Source organism: Ruegeria sp. CDSC051, assembly GCF_059610665.1.
On the sequence record NZ_JBXWOC010000008.1, the window covers coordinates 37,345 to 54,515 of the forward strand.

16 protein-coding genes are annotated in these 17,171 nt (G+C 57.0%); 9 read left to right on the forward strand and 7 right to left on the reverse strand.

The window, feature by feature from the left end; genetic code table 11:
- The first annotated feature begins 28 nt into the window (after positions 1-28).
- From mnmE to AC2FH0_RS16845, 5 genes are read left to right on the forward strand one after another with little or no spacing between them, the layout of a single operon-like run.
- Positions 29-1,315 carry a tRNA uridine-5-carboxymethylaminomethyl(34) synthesis GTPase MnmE gene (gene mnmE / locus AC2FH0_RS16825; RefSeq protein WP_496698689.1) on the forward strand — a complete coding sequence of 429 codons (1,287 nt, stop codon included), beginning with the start codon at positions 29-31 and terminating at the stop codon, positions 1,313-1,315.
- A gap of 12 nt (positions 1,316-1,327) precedes the next feature.
- Entirely contained in the window at positions 1,328-3,196 is a 1,869-nt protein-coding gene (gene mnmG, locus AC2FH0_RS16830; RefSeq protein ID WP_496709505.1) for a tRNA uridine-5-carboxymethylaminomethyl(34) synthesis enzyme MnmG, read from the forward strand.
- A complete protein-coding gene (gene rsmG / locus AC2FH0_RS16835) occupies positions 3,193-3,807 on the forward strand; it encodes a 16S rRNA (guanine(527)-N(7))-methyltransferase RsmG (protein WP_142637416.1) in 615 nt (204 codons plus the stop codon). The genes mnmG and rsmG overlap by 4 nt, the downstream gene beginning before the upstream one ends.
- Positions 3,800-4,603: a ParA family protein gene (locus AC2FH0_RS16840; RefSeq protein WP_142637414.1), complete on the forward strand. Its 804-nt coding sequence runs from the start codon at positions 3,800-3,802 to the stop codon at positions 4,601-4,603. Before rsmG ends, AC2FH0_RS16840 begins: the two co-directional genes overlap by 8 nt.
- 19 nt (positions 4,604-4,622) lie before the next feature.
- A complete protein-coding gene (locus AC2FH0_RS16845) occupies positions 4,623-5,519 on the forward strand; it encodes a ParB/RepB/Spo0J family partition protein (RefSeq protein ID WP_142637412.1) in 897 nt (298 codons plus the stop codon).
- On the opposite strand, the gene AC2FH0_RS16850 is transcribed toward AC2FH0_RS16845, so the two are convergent.
- Genes AC2FH0_RS16850 through rph form a run of 4 tightly spaced genes read right to left on the reverse strand, consistent with a single transcriptional unit; the run spans position 5,509 to position 8,334 of the window.
- Positions 5,509-5,862 carry a YbaN family protein gene (locus AC2FH0_RS16850; RefSeq protein WP_142637410.1) on the reverse strand — a complete coding sequence of 118 codons (354 nt, stop codon included), beginning with the start codon at positions 5,860-5,862 and terminating at the stop codon, positions 5,509-5,511. The two genes, AC2FH0_RS16845 and AC2FH0_RS16850, sit on opposite strands and share 11 nt — an antisense overlap.
- Positions 5,863-5,865: 3 nt before the next feature.
- Positions 5,866-7,020 (reverse strand): radical SAM family heme chaperone HemW, encoded by a 1,155-nt coding sequence (hemW, locus tag AC2FH0_RS16855; protein ID WP_496692600.1) that lies wholly within the window; start codon positions 7,018-7,020, stop codon positions 5,866-5,868.
- Positions 7,010-7,624 (reverse strand): RdgB/HAM1 family non-canonical purine NTP pyrophosphatase, encoded by a 615-nt coding sequence (rdgB, locus tag AC2FH0_RS16860; RefSeq protein ID WP_496707368.1) that lies wholly within the window; start codon positions 7,622-7,624, stop codon positions 7,010-7,012. The genes hemW and rdgB overlap by 11 nt, the downstream gene beginning before the upstream one ends.
- Positions 7,621-8,334, reverse strand: coding sequence for a ribonuclease PH (gene rph, locus AC2FH0_RS16865; protein WP_496702897.1), 714 nt, complete (start codon positions 8,332-8,334; stop codon positions 7,621-7,623). The genes rdgB and rph overlap by 4 nt, the downstream gene beginning before the upstream one ends.
- A 112-nt stretch (positions 8,335-8,446) precedes the next feature.
- On the opposite strand from rph, the gene hrcA reads away from it, so the two are divergent.
- Complete coding sequence (gene hrcA, locus AC2FH0_RS16870) at positions 8,447-9,511, forward strand: heat-inducible transcriptional repressor HrcA (RefSeq protein WP_496690208.1); 1,065 nt, start codon at positions 8,447-8,449, stop codon at positions 9,509-9,511.
- Positions 9,512-9,521: 10 nt separating this feature from the next.
- Complete coding sequence (locus AC2FH0_RS16875; RefSeq protein ID WP_142637400.1) at positions 9,522-10,085, forward strand: nucleotide exchange factor GrpE; 564 nt, start codon at positions 9,522-9,524, stop codon at positions 10,083-10,085.
- 32 nt (positions 10,086-10,117) lie between these two features.
- Here the strand turns inward: AC2FH0_RS16875 and mutS are convergent, their stop codons facing one another.
- Positions 10,118-12,730: a DNA mismatch repair protein MutS gene (gene mutS / locus AC2FH0_RS16880; RefSeq protein ID WP_496789964.1), complete on the reverse strand. Its 2,613-nt coding sequence runs from the start codon at positions 12,728-12,730 to the stop codon at positions 10,118-10,120.
- 160 nt (positions 12,731-12,890) lie between these two features.
- On the opposite strand from mutS, the gene AC2FH0_RS16885 reads away from it, so the two are divergent.
- Complete coding sequence (locus AC2FH0_RS16885) at positions 12,891-15,146, forward strand: NADP-dependent malic enzyme (RefSeq protein WP_496698705.1); 2,256 nt, start codon at positions 12,891-12,893, stop codon at positions 15,144-15,146.
- Positions 15,147-15,149: 3 nt separating this feature from the next.
- Positions 15,150-16,019: a ribokinase gene (locus tag AC2FH0_RS16890; RefSeq protein ID WP_496690211.1), complete on the forward strand. Its 870-nt coding sequence runs from the start codon at positions 15,150-15,152 to the stop codon at positions 16,017-16,019.
- On the opposite strand, the gene msrA is transcribed toward AC2FH0_RS16890, so the two are convergent.
- Positions 16,016-16,687 (reverse strand): peptide-methionine (S)-S-oxide reductase MsrA, encoded by a 672-nt coding sequence (gene msrA / locus AC2FH0_RS16895; RefSeq protein WP_496789896.1) that lies wholly within the window; start codon positions 16,685-16,687, stop codon positions 16,016-16,018. The two genes, AC2FH0_RS16890 and msrA, sit on opposite strands and share 4 nt — an antisense overlap.
- A gap of 96 nt (positions 16,688-16,783) precedes the next feature.
- Positions 16,784-17,065: an SCP2 sterol-binding domain-containing protein gene (locus AC2FH0_RS16900; RefSeq protein ID WP_271950602.1), complete on the reverse strand. Its 282-nt coding sequence runs from the start codon at positions 17,063-17,065 to the stop codon at positions 16,784-16,786.
- Between the last annotated feature and the right edge of the window lie 106 nt (positions 17,066-17,171).

A 17,171-nucleotide genomic window follows, 5' to 3' on the forward strand; every position in this document is an offset into this window, starting at 1 on the left:
AGGTCCTGGACGCAAGCGAGGCGGTCGAATGGATACGATATTCGCCTTGGCCAGCGCGCAAGGCAAGGCAGGGGTGGCGGTCATCCGTCTCTCGGGCCCCTTGGCGCATCCTGCCGCGGCTGCTCTTTCCGGTGCTGCTTTGCCCTCCCGCGGGATGCGGGTACGCAGCTTGTATGGAAAAGACGGATCGCGCCTGGATGATGGTGTAGTTCTGACCTTCCAGGCCCCGGCCAGCTTTACTGGCGAAGACGTGGCAGAGCTACAGATTCACGGCAGTACAGCGGCGGTCAACGCCGTCATGCGCTGCCTTGCGGACATGGATGGTTTGCGCCTGGCTGATCCCGGGGAATTCACCCGCCGTGCCTTGGAAAACGGCAAAATGGATTTGACACAGGTCGAGGGCCTTGCCGATCTGATCGACGCTGAGACAGAGGCTCAACGCAAGCAGGCACAGATCATTCTGGCCGGAGAGCTTGGGAATTTGGCTGAACGCTGGCGGCGCGATTTGATTCGCGCCGCATCGCTGCTTGAGGCAGTGATTGATTTTGCCGATGAAGAGGTGCCAACCGATGTTACCCCTGAAGTGCGCCAGTTGATCACAGATGTCATTGCAGATCTACAACGTGAAGCTGAAGGGGTTCGTATTGCAGAACGCATTCGAACCGGGTTCGAGGTTGCGATTGTTGGCTTGCCAAATGCTGGAAAGTCGACATTGCTGAACGCTCTGGCCGGTCGCGATGCAGCGATCACGTCGGAATATGCCGGCACTACGCGCGATGTGATTGAAGTTCGAATGGACCTTGAGGGACTTCCCGTTACTTTGTTGGATACAGCGGGCTTGCGGGAAACCGACGATCACGTCGAAAGCCTGGGAATTGAGCGAGCCAAAAAGCGCGCCGAGGCCGCCGATCTGCGCGTATTTCTGACTGATGATCCAAAAGAGCTGGGCGTTCAGATGTTGGAAGGAGATATTCAGGTTCTTCCGAAATCCGATCTGAGAAACAGTTCTGATGAAGGAATCTCAGGGAAAACCGGGCAGGGTGTGGATCGGTTGATTTCCAACATATCGCGTGTTTTGGGTGATCGTACTACTACCCATGGTATCGCCACGCGTGAAAGGCATCGTATAGCGCTGATCACAGCGCGCGACGCACTTAGTGCTGCAATCGCTGTTCTGGAATCAGGTCCCGACCTGTATGATATTGCAGCCGAGGAACTGAGGACCGCGATCCGCGCTTTGGAAGCTTTGGTTGGCAGAATTGGTGTAGAAGACTTGTTGGATGAAATATTCTCAAGCTTCTGCCTGGGAAAGTAAGGAGTGTTTCACGTGAAACATTCAGATTTTGACGTCGTCGTTATCGGAGCGGGCCACGCCGGAACAGAGGCGGCCCATGCGGCCGCCCGGATGGGTGCGACTACCGCCCTTGTGACTCTGTCGGCCACTGATATCGGCGTAATGTCCTGTAACCCGGCTATTGGGGGCCTCGGGAAAGGGCATCTTGTTCGCGAAATTGACGCGTTGGACGGGGTGATGGGGCGCGTCGCAGACCAGGCGGGAATTCAGTTTCGTTTGCTGAATCGCCGTAAAGGCCCCGCTGTGCAGGGGCCCAGAACGCAGGCAGACAGGGCTTTGTACCGAGCTGCGATGCAGCGAGAAACCACGGCACAGCCGAACCTCAGCGTCGTAGTCGGCGAGGTGACAGATTTCCTGGTGAATGGATCTGCTGTTACCGGAATTCGATTGGCGGATGAGTCTGAAATACGGGCCAGCGCTGTGATCCTGACGTCTGGGACATTTTTGCGAGGGGTTATTCACATTGGTGACGTATCGCGCCCTGGCGGCCGTATGGGGGACCGTCCCTCGGTAAAGCTGGCCGAGCGTTTGGATAGCCTTAACCTGCCGCTAGGACGCTTGAAAACGGGGACACCGCCCCGGCTGGATGGTCGGACGATTGATTGGTCAGGTCTCGAAAGTCAGGACGGCGATGATGAACCTACGCTGTTCTCATTCCTCTCGATGGGGGTGGTGGCGCCGCAGATTTCTTGCGGGATTACGCATACCAATGCCAGAACACATGAGATCATTGAAAAGAACCTTTCCAGATCGGCGATGTATGGGGGGCATATTGACGGTATAGGCCCCAGATATTGCCCTTCGATCGAAGATAAGATTGTGCGGTTTGCTGATAAGGAATCTCATCAAATTTTCCTCGAGCCAGAAGGTGTGAATGATCACACAATCTATCCGAATGGAATTTCTACCTCACTGCCGCAGGATGTTCAGGTCGACTATGTCAGATCCATTAAGGGGCTGGAAAAGGCAGAGATCCTCCAACCTGGCTACGCCATCGAATATGACTACGTAGATCCTCGCGTTCTGACATCATCACTGTCGTTGCCTGAGGCGCCAGGACTATATCTTGCGGGTCAGATTAACGGCACCACAGGATATGAGGAAGCTGCAGCTCAGGGAATGGTGGCTGGCCTCAATGCTGCCCTTCAGGTCTTGGGTCGGGATCCAATCCATTTCACGCGTTCCGACAGTTATATTGGCGTCATGGTCGATGACCTGACTACTCGCGGAGTGGCGGAACCTTATCGGATGTTTACCTCACGGGCAGAGTTTAGATTGTCTTTGCGCGCCGATAATGCCGACCAACGACTGACACCTATTGGCCTACGCCTAGGTTGCGTAAGCGAGACACGCCGCAAGCACTTCTCTGAAAAGATGGAGAAGTTGGGGGCTGCGAAAAAGAAGCTCACAGATCATACCTATACTCCGAAAGAAGTGCGAGAAGCTGGTATCGAGGTCAATCAGGATGGCAATCGCCGCGATGGTATGGCGATTTTGGCCTTTCCTGATGTGAGCTTTGAGGATCTTGTTCCCTTGATTCCTGAGTTGCAGGACGTTGATTCAGGCATTCGGCAGCAAGTGGAACGCGATGCGCTGTATGCGAATTATATCGAGCGGCAGAGACGTGATGTCGAAGCGATGAAACGCGATGAAGCCTATGAGATTCCGCGTGATTTTGACTTCTTCGCATTGGATGGGCTGTCGTCAGAGATGAAGCAGAAGTTGTCCAATGCCCGTCCCGAGAATGTAGCGCAGGCAAGCCGGATAGAGGGTGTGACACCGGCTGCGCTGACTCTGGTGTTGGCCAAGCTTCGCCGCGATCAGAGGGTGCGCAAAGCATGAAGGAAGAGCTGTTTGACGGTCTGAATGTTTCACGTGAAACATTTGATCGACTGGCAACATATGTTGCCCTTGTCGAGCGCTGGAACCCGAAAATCAACCTCGTATCGCGCAAAAGCTTGTCAGAAATCTGGACACGGCACATTTTGGATTCCGTTCAGGTTTTTCGATGTGCCGAGAACTTTTCGCATTGGGTTGATATTGGAAGTGGTGGCGGGTTTCCCGGTATGGTTTGTGCAATTATGGCGATCGAAGAAGCGCCAGACGCAAAATTCACCTTTGTTGAAAGCGATCAGCGAAAATCTGCGTTTTTACGCAATGTATCCCGGGAATGTGGCGCAAACTGTAAAGTGGTGGCGAAACGCATTGAAGCGGTGGACCCCCTGAATGCAGATGTTTTGTCTGCCCGCGCCTTGGCAGATCTCGGGGTATTATTATCTTTTTGTGACAGACATTTAGGCGATTCTGGCGTCGCTTTGTTGCCGAAAGGTGTAAGCTGGAAAAAAGAGGTACAGGATGCGCAGGAAGAATGGAATTTCACCTGTGATCCGATTACAAGTTTAACAGAACCCCAAGCCGTCATCCTCAAGGTCAAAGGAGTATCACGTGGTTGATCTATCTCGTCCCTCAGGCCCCCGGATCATAGCGGTAGCCAACCAGAAGGGCGGGGTTGGGAAGACGACAACAGCCATAAACTTGGCAGCAGGCCTGGCCGAGGCCGGATGCAGGGTTTTAGTGGTTGATCTGGATCCACAGGGGAATGCTTCAACCGGTTTAGGTGTCGAGGATCGAGATTGGACAACTTATGACCTGATTCTGGATGATGCGCCTTTGGATGCGGTCGTTCAGGACTCGGAGATTGAAGGCATTCTCGTTGTCCCCGCTACGGTAGACCTCAGTTCCGCCGATATCGAACTGATTTCGAACGAAAAACGCAGCTATTTACTGCATGATGCGTTACGCCAGACTGCTATTGATAAGTACGATCTGGATTTCGTCCTGATTGACTGTCCGCCATCGCTGAATCTTCTGACGGTAAACGCGATGGTCGCAGCGCATTCCGTACTGGTGCCATTGCAAAGCGAGTTCTTCGCATTAGAGGGTTTGTCCCAGCTCATGCTGACCATTCGCGAGGTGCGACAGACTGCGAATCCAGACCTCAGAATCGAAGGTGTTGTGCTGACTATGTATGACAACCGCAACAACTTGTCCCGTCAGGTCGAAAAAGACGCACGTGACAATCTGGGTGAGATGGTATTTAAAACCAAAATACCCAGAAATGTACGGGTCAGTGAGGCTCCGTCATACGCGTTGCCGGTTTTGCAATATGACTCGGGGTCTCTGGGCGCGATGGCCTATCGGCATTTGGCCCGGGAAGTCATGCATAAGAACAATAAAACCGCAGTCTGAGCGGTACTAGGAGGACCCTGTGACAGCCAGAAAATCAAAACCAAGAGGGTTGGGTCGCGGGCTTTCGGCGTTGATGGCAGATGTCACACAAGAGCCCCAGGGACGCGTGCCAACTGATTCACGGCGGCCGGACCTGACGATTCCAATCGAAAAGCTTCACGCAAACCCAAATCAGCCGCGCCGCACCTTTGCCCGGGAGCATCTGGATGAGCTTGCCGCTTCGGTCAAAGAGAAGGGGATCATTCAGCCGCTGATCGTCCGCGAGATTGCCGAAGGCGATTATGAAATCGTCGCGGGTGAACGCCGCTGGCGCGCGGCGCAAATGGCGCAGTTGCATGATATCCCCGTTATCGTTCGCGATTTTGATGACACTGAGGTTCTGGAAGTCGCCATTATCGAAAACATTCAGCGCGCGGATTTGAATGCGGTGGAAGAGGCGGCCGGCTATAAGCAGCTGATGGACCGCTTTGGTCATACGCAAGAAAAGCTGGCTGAAGCATTGGGCAAAAGCCGCAGTCATATTGCCAATTTGCTGCGCCTGTTGTCCCTGCCAATGGATGTACAAACCCTTGTAATAGAAGGAAAATTATCGGCTGGCCATGCACGGACGCTGATCACGGCCGAGAATGCCTCGGATCTTGCAAAGCAAATTGTCAAAGACGGGCTGTCGGTGCGGGCAACGGAAGCGCTGGTGAAGAAGCAACAGCAGGGGGATGCGGCCCGACCGGCACCAAGGTCTCGGGATCTGAATGCGGGTAAAGATGCGGATACCCGGGCGCTGGAAAAGGATCTTTCCGCGATTCTAGCGATGAAAGTGGCGATCAATCACAAAGCGGGCTCGGAAACGGGGCAGGTGGTCCTGACCTATGAGAACCTGGATCAACTGGATGATCTTTGTTCCAAGCTCAGCCGCTAGGGCGGGTCCAGATAAAGAACATCACGCCGCCTAGTACAATCGCCTGGATGATCAGGACATGAGACGGCGCAGACATCATGACCGATAGTCCAAATACGGCGGTGACCGACAGGGTGGCCGCCTTTTTTGCGGCCGGACGAATCGCGCCTGAACTCTGCCAATCGACGATCATTGGGCCAAACAGTCGGTGCGTTATCAGCCAGCTATGCAGCCGTGAAGACGAGCGGGCAAAGAAGAAGGCGGCGAGTAGCAGAAATGGAACCGTTGGTAGTAGGGGAAGCACCACCCCAACAGCGGCCAGCCCGACGCATAACAATCCAAGCCCTGCCCACAGATATTGCATGGTCTATCCCAAAAGTTCGCGGATCACCGCGTTCAAGACGGCCCGCCCGTCGGTTGTGGCCATCAGTTTACCATCCAGCATTTGAACCATGCCGATATCCTGAAGATGGCCCAATGGGTCTTGTGGTAAGGGGTGGCCTGATATTTCCGTATATCTATCTATATCTAGCCCGTCGGTAATCCTAAGGCCCATTATAAGGTATTCACTTGCCTGGTCTTCACGCGACAATGCGGCGCGTTCTTTCTCTCCGCTACCACAGGAAGCCGCGTCCAACCACCGCTGCGGATTCAGATAGGTTTCAGTCGCGTATTTCTGGCCATTCTGGGTGATCCGCCCATGGGCGCCGGGGCCAATGCCAACATAGTCACCATAGCGCCAATAGATCAGATTGTGCTGTGATTCCGCGCCGGGGCGGGCGTGGTTCGATACCTCATAGGCGGGCAGACCATGAGCCTCGCAGATTTCTTGCGTGGCCAGATACATATCGGCGGCGCTATCATCCAAGGGTAGGCCGCGTAGCTTGCCCACGGCATAGCGATCACCAAAGGCGGTTCCGTCTTCTATGGTCAGTTGGTACAGCGACAGGTGATCGACCGCCATCGACAGGGCTTCGGTCAACTCTGCGCGCCAGGCATCAAGGGTTTGATGTTGCCGCGCATAGATCAGGTCAAAGCTGACCCGTTCAAAACAATGACGGGCTATGTCATAAGCAGCCCGCGCTTCGGCCACGCTGTGAATGCGGCCCAGCCGGCGCAAATCGTCATCATTCAGCGCCTGTACCCCCATCGAGATACGGTTGACGCCTGCTTCTTGGTAGGCAGCGAACCGTCCCGCCTCGACCGAGCCGGGATTGGCTTCAAGTGTGATTTCCATGTCATTGGCGGCGTGCCAAAGGGCGCGGGCGGTATCAATCACTGCGGCGACGGTTTCGGGATCCATCAGAGACGGGGTGCCGCCGCCAAAGAATATGGTGTTCAGGACACGGTTGGGGGTTTCGGAAGCACTACGGCGCAACTCGACCAGATATGCATCAAGCCATTGCTTTTGATCAATATTTCTTGAAACATGGCTGTTGAAATCGCAATAGGGGCATTTGGCCTCGCAAAAGGGCCAATGCACATACAGGCCAAAGCCCCCATTGCGCCAATCATCCGCCAAAGCAGCCTTTCACGAACATCTCAACCGCGCGACCGCGATGGCTGATCTTGTTCTTTTCCCAGCGATCCATCTCGGCAAAGGTAATGTCATGACCCTCGGGCACAAACATTGGATCATAACCAAAGCCGTCCGCACCGCGAATGGGCCAGACCAGATGGCCGGGGGCGATGCCTTCGAACACCTCATCATGCCCGTCGGGCCAGGCCAAAACCAGCGTGCAACGAAATTGTGCGGTGCGGGGATGGGCGGCGTTCTTCGCCTCAAGCTCCCCATGTGCGCGTGTCATCGCCACTAGGAAATCGCGGCCATTGCCGGTTTCTGCCCAATCGGCGGTGTAGACGCCCGGCGCCCCGTCAAGCGCGTCGATGGCGATCCCGGAATCGTCCGACAGGGCAGGAAGGCCGGTGGCTTTGGCGGCGGCATGGGCCTTGATCCGGGCATTGCCGACGAATGTATCCTCGGTCTCTTCCGGTTCAGGCAGGTCCATGTCCGCGGCGCCGATAACACTGACGCCAAAGGGTTCAAGCAGATGTGCCATCTCCTCAAGCTTGCCTTTGTTATGCGTGGCCACCAGCAACCTGTCGCCGTCGAACTTGCGGGTCATGCGGTGGCGGCCTTTTGCGCAGCAGCCAGTTCACTAACGCCCTGTTCAGCCAGATCCATTAGTTGATCCATCTGAACGCGGCTAAAGACCGAGCCTTCGGCGCTCATTTGAACTTCGATCAATTTGCCGGACCCAGTCATGATAAAGTTGCCGTCCACGCCGGCTTCGCTGTCTTCGGGGTAATCCAGATCCAGCACCGGTTGACCGGCGTAAATACCGCAGGACACGGCCGCAACCGGGTCAACCAGCGGGTCCGAGATCACGTCACCCGTTTTCATCAGCCTGTTGACCGCAAGACGCAGCGCAACCCAACCGCCTGTGATCGAGGCACATCGGGTGCCACCATCGGCCTGGATCACATCGCAGTCGACGGTGATCTGGCGTTCACCCAAGGCAACCCGATCGACACCTGCACGCAGGGCACGGCCGATCAAACGCTGGATTTCCACGGTACGACCACCCTGCTTACCGCTGGCAGCCTCGCGCCGCATCCGTGTATTTGTCGCACGGGGCAGCATGCCGTATTCAGCGGTAACCCAGCCCAGGCCCGAACCCTTGATGAACGGTGGCACGCGATCTTCGATCGTGGCAGTGCACAACACATGGGTATCGCCCATCTTAATCAGGCAGGAACCTTCGGCATGTTTGGTAAATCCCGTTTCGATTGAAACGGCGCGCATTTCGTTTAGATCACGTCCTGAGGGTCGCATGGGAATTCCTTTGTTTGCTGGTTTGGGGATACCGCCCCGCAGCGTCAGGATGCAACCCTGATTGACCTTTCGCCTACCTGCTATTTAATGGCCATCCAGCAGAGGATTGCCGATGAGTGACGCAAGCAAAATTCTGAACGAGATGAATGACCGGTCGCGCGAGGTGTTTCGCCTGATCGTCGAAAGCTATCTGGATAGCGGTGAGCCTGTCGGCAGCCGTACCCTGACGCGCACTTTGTCGGAAAAAGTCAGTGCGGCGACGGTTCGCAATGTGATGCAGGATCTTGAGTTTCTGGGCCTGCTCGACAGCCCTCATGTCAGTGCGGGGCGGATTCCGACGCAACACGGGTTACGGATGTTCGTGGACGGATTGCTGGAGGTCGGTGATCTGGGCGCGGATGACCGGCAGAAGCTGGACGACACACTGGGCGCTAACTCGGGGGATGTCGGCGGGATGCTGGACCGTGTCGGCGCGGCCTTGTCACACGTGACACAAGGGGCCTCGCTGGTTTTGACGCCGAAACACGAAGCGGAAATCAAACATATCGAATTTGTGTCGCTTGGGCATGACAGGGCCCTGGTGGTTTTGGTCTTTTCCGACGGTCAGGTGGAAAACCGGCTGTTCAAGCCGCCACCCGGGCAAACGCCCAGCTCGATGCGGGAAGCGGCGAATTTTCTGAACGCGCTGATCGAGGGCCGCACCATCAGCGAGGTTCGCCGTCAGATGCTGACCCAGATCGATGTGCGGAAACAGGAAATTGACGTGCTGGCCCGTGAAATGGTCGACAGCGGCATGGCCGCATGGGACGGGGATGATGGCGACTCGGCTCGTTTGATCGTCCGAGGGCGGGCGAATCTGCTGGGTGAACGTGGCGAAGCAGATGAGTTGGAGCGCATTCGCACCCTGTTTGACGACCTCGAACGCAAGCGCGACATAGCCGAATTTCTGGAATTGACCGAAGAAGGCGAAGGTGTGCGCATTTTTATCGGGTCTGAGAACAAACTTTTCTCACTTTCGGGTTCCTCTTTGGTGGTGTCTCCATATATGAACGCTGATCGTAAGATAATCGGTGCGGTTGGGGTCATCGGGCCCACACGTCTGAATTATGGACGGATCGTGCCGATCGTGGATTATACGGCGCAACTGGTCGGCAAACTGATATCCGACCGGAGCTAGAGGGTAAGAGATGGCAGAGCCCAAGAACGAAGATTTTCTGGACGATATCGCAACGGCCGAGGCCGAAGAGCTGGCTGATGAATTTGCTGAGATCAGCGAAGAAGCGCTGGAGCTGGATGAGCTGCGCGCCGAGCGCGACGACTACAAAGACAAATTCATGCGTGCATTGGCCGATGCGGAAAACGCGCGCAAGCGCGGCGACAAGGCACGGCGCGATGCTGAACAATATGGCGGCTCGAAACTGGCTCGTGACATGCTGCCGGTCTATGACAATATGAAACGCGCGCTTGAGGCCGCAACCGACGAGCAGAAAGAGGTCGCAGGCGCTTTGCTGGAAGGTGTTGAACTGACCATGCGCGCGCTGAAGGACGTGTTTCAGAAACACGGGATTCAGGTGATCACGCCAGAAGTTGGCGATCGGTTTGACCCCAATGTGCATGAGGCGATGTTCGAGGCCCCCGTGCCCGGAACACGCGCTGGTGACATCATCCAGGTATCTGCAGAAGGCTTTATGCTGTACGACCGGCTCTTGCGCCCCGCGCAGGTGGGTGTGTCGTCCACGCCGGCAAGCTAAGCACTTAAGATATCAATCAATTATTGAGGCGGTCAGGATCTGGCCGCCTCTTTCAATTTATAGATCAGGTCCAATGCCTCGCGCGGGCTTAGCTCATCCGGCAAGATCTCACCCAACATATCCGCAACGGGTGAAGCTTTTGGGGGAGGCGGTGGCGGCGGGGCAGCCGAGAACAGCGGTAGATCGTCGATCAAAGCCTTTTGCTTGCCGCCTTCGCGTTCGGTTTTCTCCAGCTGGTCCAGCACAACGCGGGCACGTTCGACAACGGATGCCGGCAGGCCAGCCAGTTGCGCCACTTGGACACCATAAGATCGATCCGCGGCGCCTTTGTGAACCTCGTGCAAAAAGATCACCTCGCCCTCCCATTCCTTGACCGCAACGGTGGCGTTGTCGACACCTACCAGATTTCCGGCCAGCGCGGTCAGCTCGTGATAATGCGTTGCAAACAGCGCGCGACATCTATTGGCGGCGTGCAGATGTTCGAGCGTGGCCCAGGCGATGGAAAGCCCGTCATAGGTGGCCGTCCCGCGTCCGATTTCATCCAGGATGACCAGCGCATGATCGTCGGCCTGATTGAGGATGGCGGCGGTTTCGACCATTTCAACCATAAAGGTCGACCGCCCCCTGGCCAGATCGTCAGATGCCCCGACACGGCTGAACAGCTGGCTGACCACGCCGATATGGGCTTGTTCGGCGGGAACATAGCTGCCCATTTGGGCAAGCAGGGCGATCAGCGCATTCTGCCGCAGGAAGGTTGATTTACCCGCCATGTTGGGGCCGGTCAGCAACCAGATTGCAGCACCATCTTCCGCGCTGAGATCACAATCATTGGCGATAAACGCGTCACCGCTTTGTTGGCGCAGCGCATGTTCAACAACCGGATGCCGCCCGCCCTGAATATCAAAGGCACGAGAGGCATCGACCTGCGGGCGACACCAGTTCTCGCCCCGTGCCAGATCGGCCAGCGCAGTGGTTAAGTCCAGTTCTGCCAGCCCGCGCGCGGCTTGGTTCAGCTGCGCAGCACGGGTAAGAATCTCATCAGAAAGCCTTTGATAGAGCCGCTTTTCGATTTCCAAAGCATGGTTGCCCGCATTCAAGATACGGGTCTCGATCTCGGAGAGTTCGACAGTGGTGAACCGCACCTGATTGGCCGTGGTTTGCCGGTGGATATAGGTTTCGGAGAACGGCGGGTTCAACATCTTCTCGGCATGGGTGGCCGTGGTTTCAATAAAATAGCCCAGCACGTTGTTATGCTTGATCTTCAGTGAGGTGATGCCGGTGTGCTCGGAGTATTTCTGCTGAAACCCGGCGATGACGGATCGACCTTCGTCGCGCAGGGTCCGGGCTTCATCCAGTTCCACATCATAGCCGGGGGCAATGAAGCCGCCATCGCGCGCCATCAGGGGCGGTTCGGCCACAAGCGCCTCATCCAGCAGGGTCAGCAGATCATCAAACCCTGTCAGGTTTTGCACCGCAGTGGCCAGCAATACCGGCAGATCTCCGGCATTGCACAGTTCGGCGATGGTTGCGGCCTGCGCCAGCCCGTTGCGGATGGCGGCCAAATCGCGAGGGCCGCCACGATCTAGCGACAGGCGCGACAAGGCGCGGTCCAAATCGGGGGTTTTGCGCAGGGCATCGCGCAGATCTTGGGCGATCAGGCTGTCATCGGCTGTAAAACTTACCGCATCCAACCGCCCGTGGATCACATCCAGATTGCGCGAGGGGCTGGACAGGCGCTGTTCCAACAGCCGCGCGCCGCCCGGCGTCACCGTACGGTCAACCACCGACAAAAGCGATCCGGCGCGCCCACCAGACAGCGACCGGGTCAGCTCCAGATTGCGGCGCGTTGCGGCGTCGATTTGCACCACGCGGTCCTCGGATTCTTTCAGCGGCGTTTGTAGCAGTGGTAATTTGCCTTTTTGCGTGATCTCCAAATAGTCAATCAATGCGCCCATAGCGGACACTTCGGCCCGGCCAAAATTTCCAAACGCGTCCAGCGCGCCCGCGTGAAACAAAGCGCAGATGCGCTTTTCAGCCGCCGTGCTGTCGAAACTGGCACGGCCAATGGGCGTCAGTGAGATGCCCAGATCGCGGGCAGGTTCGTGCAGGACCTGTTCGGCCCCGTCTGCCACGATCAGTTCCGACGGGGCCAGTCGAGCCAGTTCAGGGCTCAGGCGCACAGAGGTCAAAGGCATCACGTGAAACGCCCCGGTCGAGATATCGGCCCAGGCCAGCGCGGCCTCATCCCTCACCTCGGCATAACAGGCCAGAAAGTTGTGGCGGCGCGCCTCTAGCAGCGCGTCCTCGGTCAGTGTTCCGGGTGTCACCAGCCGGACAACACCGCGCTTTACCACCGATTTAGAGCCTCTCTTCTTGGCCTCAGCCGGGCTTTCCATCTGTTCGCAAACGGCCACGCGAAAGCCTTTTCGGATCAGCGTCAGCAGGTATCCTTCGGCGGCATGGACCGGCACACCGCACATCGGGATGTCTGCGTCGTTGTGCTTGCCGCGTTTGGTCAGGGCGATGTCCAGCGCCTCAGCGGCGTTGACGGCATCCTCGAAAAACATCTCGTAGAAGTCGCCCATCCGGTAAAACAGAAGGGCGTCGGCATGGGCCTCTTTGATTTCGAGATATTGCGCCATCATCGGCGTGACTGTGGACAAGGCTGATCCCTTTTGACGGCGTTCGGTCGCGACCTTACAAATCCGCCATCTGGTGCGAAAGGCAAAAGTATTCTCGTTGAGGCGCGCGCGTGCCTGCGCTATGAGGCAGAAGCCCCGTAGTTGCAGAGAAACGACGTATCAAATGCCCAAAGCGAAGATCACCAACGAAGAGGCGCTGGCCTTTCACCTGGACCCAACTCCTGGCAAGTGGGAGGTACAAGCCACCGTTCCCATGACCACGCAGCGCGACCTGTCGCTGGCCTACAGCCCCGGAGTAGCTGTTCCATGTGAAGCAATCGCGGAAAATCCAGAAACGGCCTATGACTATACCAACAAGGGAAATCTGGTCGCCGTGATTTCGAATGGGACGGCGGTTTTGGGTCTTGGTAATCTGGGCGCGCTGGGCTCAAAACCGGTGATGGAGGGCAAGTCAGTCCTGTTCAAGCGTTTCGCTGACGTAAACTCGATCGATATCGAGCTGGACACCGAAGACCCGGATGAGTTCTGCCGCGCCGTGCGTCTGATGGGCCCGACCTTTGGTGGCATCAATCTGGAAGACATCAAGGCGCCCGAGTGTTTCATCATCGAACAGCGCCTGAAGGAAGAAATGGATATCCCCGTCTTCCACGATGATCAGCATGGCACGGCGGTGATCTGTGCAGCGGGCCTGCTGAATGCGCTGCGTATCTCGGGCAAGAAGATTGAAGATGTGAAGATTGTTCTGAACGGTGCTGGGGCTGCTGGGATAGCGTGTATCGAACTGCTCAAGTCCATGGGCGCGCGGCATGAAAACTGCATCGTGTGTGACACCAAAGGCGTGATCTATCAGGGCCGGACCGAGGGCATGAACCAGTGGAAATCGGCCCATGCGATCACCACGGATCTGCGTACGCTGGAAGACGCCATGAAAGGCGCAGACGTCTTTCTGGGCGTGTCGGTCAAAGGGGCTGTGACGCAAGATATGGTAGCCAGCATGGCCGATAACCCGGTGATTTTTGCGATGGCAAACCCCGACCCCGAGATCACACCGGAAGAGGCGCATGAGGTGCGCGTAGATGCCATCGTCGCCACAGGGCGCAGCGATTATCCGAACCAGGTCAACAACGTGTTGGGCTTTCCCTACCTGTTCCGCGGTGCGCTGGATATCCACGCCCGCGCCATCAATGACGAGATGAAAATTGCCTGTGCCCACGCCCTGGCCAACCTCGCGCGCGAAGATGTCCCGGATGAGGTCGCGATGGCCTATGGTAAGTCGCTGACCTTTGGGCGCGATTATATTATCCCGACACCTTTCGATCCGCGCCTGATTCACCGCATTCCGCCCGCCGTTGCGCGGGCTGGGATGGATACCGGCGCGGCGCGGCGCCCGATTATCGACATGGACGCGTATGAGCTGAGCCTGAAATCCCGCATGGATCCGACCGCCAGCATTCTGCGCGGCCTGAACGCGCGGGCCCGTCAGGCGCAAAGCCGAATGATCTTTGCCGAGGGCGACGATCCGCGTGTGCTGCGGGCTGCGGTGATGTATCAACGCTCGGGCTTTGGTAAGGCGCTGGTCGTAGGCCGCCCGGATGACGTCAAGCAAAAGCTGGAAGAGGCCGGGCTGGGCGATGCTGTGCGTGAGCTGGAGATCGTGAATGCCGCCAACACTGCGCATCTCGATACCTATTCTGATTTTTTGTACGATCGCCTGCAGCGTAAAGGCTTTGATCGAAAGGATATTCATCGACTTGCCGCGCGCGACCGGCATGTGTTTTCATCGCTGATGCTGGCGCATGGGCATGGCGACGGTTTGGTCTCGGGCGCGACGCGTAAATCGGCGCATGTGCTGGATCGGATCAACCATGTGTTCGACGCAGATGCGGCCCGTGGCGCGGCGGGTGTGACGGCGCTGTTGCACAAGGGGCGGATCGTGCTGATCGGCGACACTCTAGTCCATGAATGGCCGGACGAAAACGATCTGGCCAATATCGCCGAGCGCTCAGCAGCCGTTGCCCGCCATATGGGGCTGGAGCCGCGCGTTGCCTTTGTCAGCTTTTCGACGTTTGGCTACCCGGTGTCGGAGCGGGCCGAAAAGATGCACCGCGCTCCTGCCGTTCTGGATCAGCGTGGCGTAGATTTCGAATACGAAGGTGAAATGACGGTGGACGTGGCGCTGAATGTCGACCAGCAGGCAAACTATCCGTTCCAGCGCCTGACCGGACCGGCGAATATCCTGATTGTCCCAGCACGGCATTCGGCCTCGATCTCGACCAAGTTGATGCAGGAAATGGGTGGGGCCACGGTGATCGGCCCGATCTTGTCGGGCATCGACAAGCCGATTCAGATCTGTTCGACCATATCGACGGCCAATGACATTCTGAACATGGCCATTTTGGCCTCCTGCGATATTGGTTAAGCCATGACAATCTGGAATCTAGGCTCGATCAACGCAGACATGATTTATGATGTGCCACACCTGCCGGGCGCGGGTGAGACGCTTTCGGCCAACCGTTTGGATCGGTTTCTGGGCGGCAAGGGCGCGAATATGTCCGTCGCCGGCGCGCGGGCCGGCGCGCGGGTGGCGCATATTGGGGCCATAGGGCCCGACGGGCGCTGGGCGCGTGACAGGCTGACCGAATATGGCGTCGATACCCGGTGGATTGCCGAGGTTTCAGATCCTACCGGGCACGCCATTATCGCCGTAGACGCCGAGGGTGAAAACAACATCATCCTGTTTCAAGGCGCGAATCATGCAATTACGTCAGATCAACTGGGCCAGGCGCTGTCATCGGCGGATCAGGGTGATCTGATTGTGACGCAAAACGAAACCAACTTGCAGGTTGAAGCCGCAAAAATGGGCCGCGAAATGGGGCTGACTGTCTGTTACGCGGCGGCCCCTTTTCAAGCCGATGCAGTGCGGGCGGTTCTTCCGTATCTGGATTTCCTGATCCTAAATGAAGTCGAGGCCGAGCAGCTGCGGCAGGCAACCGGACAGGGCCTGTCCGAGTTGGGGATAGAGCATGTCATTGTGACCCTCGGATCAAAGGGCGCGCGATATCATCATAAGGGGACGACCTCGGATTTTTTGGCTCACAAGGTTCAGGCGGTGGACACAACTGGTGCGGGCGATACGTTCACAGGTTACGTTCTGGCAGGAATGGATCGTGGCATGCCGATGGAGCAGGCAATATTGCAGGCAAACCGGGCTGCCGCGTTGATGGTGACACGGCACGGTACGGCGGATGTCATTCCTGATCTGAAAGAAGTGCGCGAAGCGCGCTTTGATTAAGACCCGGCAAAGGGCGCGTCACTGCCCCACAGCTGTTTGACGCGGGCGTCGCGACCGCAGGCTTTGCGATAGGCCTTATAGGCGTTGCGCTGGCGTTTGGGACCGAACCGCGTAAAGACCAGTTTTTCGCCCTTATAGTAATCCTGATGATAGGCTTCGGCCGGGTAAAACCGGTCCTGTTGCAGGATCGGGGTGACAATCGTTTGACGCAGGACGTTCTGCGCTTTGGATTTTGCAGCCTCGGCCAACGCCTTTTCGCCTGTGTTAGAGACAAATATCGCGGTCCGGTAACTCTCGCCCCGGTCGCAGAACTGGCCGCCCGCATCCGTGGGATCGACCGAGCGGAAAAACAGGCTCAGCAAGGTTTCACGGGAAACACGGTCCGGATCAAAGGTGATCTGAACAGCCTCATAATGGCCGGTGCCGCCTTTGGTTACCTCGCCATAGGTCGGGTCCGCCGTTGCGCCCCCGGTATAGCCCGAGACCGCCTGAACCACGCCCGGCACGGATTCGAAATCGGATTCAACGCACCAGAAACACCCCCCGGCCACGGTCAGCGTCTCGGTTCCGGCAGCCGGTGCAGGCGCGGCGCGCAGCATTGCGACGATGAGGATCAGCGCAAACAGAAGCCAAGGTTTGACAGCGTCAATGTATGTGGTTCGGATCATGGTGGGTCTCCTTCCATGATCAGACTGCCTTGGGAAACCCCCGGGCGCAACGCGCTGACATCTGTTCTCACGCGCTGGTGAGACGAGTTTATCGCCTTAGCCCAGCAACTGCCCCAGTTTCATCGCCACACCCATATTGCCCGAGATCTTGAGCTTGCCCATAGCAATACCGGTCATCGGGTTCAGCTTGCCGGTCAGCAGCTTGCTTAGGTTCTCTTGTGAGATACGAATGGTGCAATCCGTGTCCTGATCCTGCGTCGTCGCCTGATTGTCGGCCAGAACAATCACACCGGCATCACCGCAATCGAATTTCAACGACCCATCGAAGTTTTTGCCATTCAGACCGCTCTGAATACCTTCTGCGATATCCTGCAACATGCCCCATCCTTTCAGTGTTGTGACTTGGGTAAAGACATATCCTGCGGTGGAGCAAGAGTGACCTGACGGGAGGTGGCAAAAATGGGCGCATAAAAAACCCGGCATC

Bases quoted from the DNA above. Each gene is read 5' to 3' on its own strand.
- AC2FH0_RS16885 (WP_496698705.1), top strand. From the start codon at position 12,891: ATGCCCAAAGCGAAGATCACCAACGAAGAGGCGCTGGCCTTTCACCTG.
- rdgB (WP_496707368.1), bottom strand. From the start codon at position 7,624: ATGACCCGCAAGTTCGACGGCGACAGGTTGCTGGTGGCCACGCATAAC.
- AC2FH0_RS16850 (WP_142637410.1), bottom strand. From the start codon at position 5,862: ATGCAATATCTGTGGGCAGGGCTTGGATTGTTATGCGTCGGGCTGGCC.
- mnmE (WP_496698689.1), top strand. From the start codon at position 29: ATGGATACGATATTCGCCTTGGCCAGCGCGCAAGGCAAGGCAGGGGTG.
- rsmG (WP_142637416.1), top strand. From the start codon at position 3,193: ATGAAGGAAGAGCTGTTTGACGGTCTGAATGTTTCACGTGAAACATTT.
- AC2FH0_RS16890 (WP_496690211.1), top strand. From the start codon at position 15,150: ATGACAATCTGGAATCTAGGCTCGATCAACGCAGACATGATTTATGAT.
- hrcA (WP_496690208.1), top strand. From the start codon at position 8,447: ATGAGTGACGCAAGCAAAATTCTGAACGAGATGAATGACCGGTCGCGC.
- rph (WP_496702897.1), bottom strand. From the start codon at position 8,334: ATGCGACCCTCAGGACGTGATCTAAACGAAATGCGCGCCGTTTCAATC.
- mutS (WP_496789964.1), bottom strand. From the start codon at position 12,730: ATGATGGCGCAATATCTCGAAATCAAAGAGGCCCATGCCGACGCCCTT.
- AC2FH0_RS16900 (WP_271950602.1), bottom strand. From the start codon at position 17,065: ATGTTGCAGGATATCGCAGAAGGTATTCAGAGCGGTCTGAATGGCAAA.
- msrA (WP_496789896.1), bottom strand. From the start codon at position 16,687: ATGATCCGAACCACATACATTGACGCTGTCAAACCTTGGCTTCTGTTT.
- AC2FH0_RS16875 (WP_142637400.1), top strand. From the start codon at position 9,522: ATGGCAGAGCCCAAGAACGAAGATTTTCTGGACGATATCGCAACGGCC.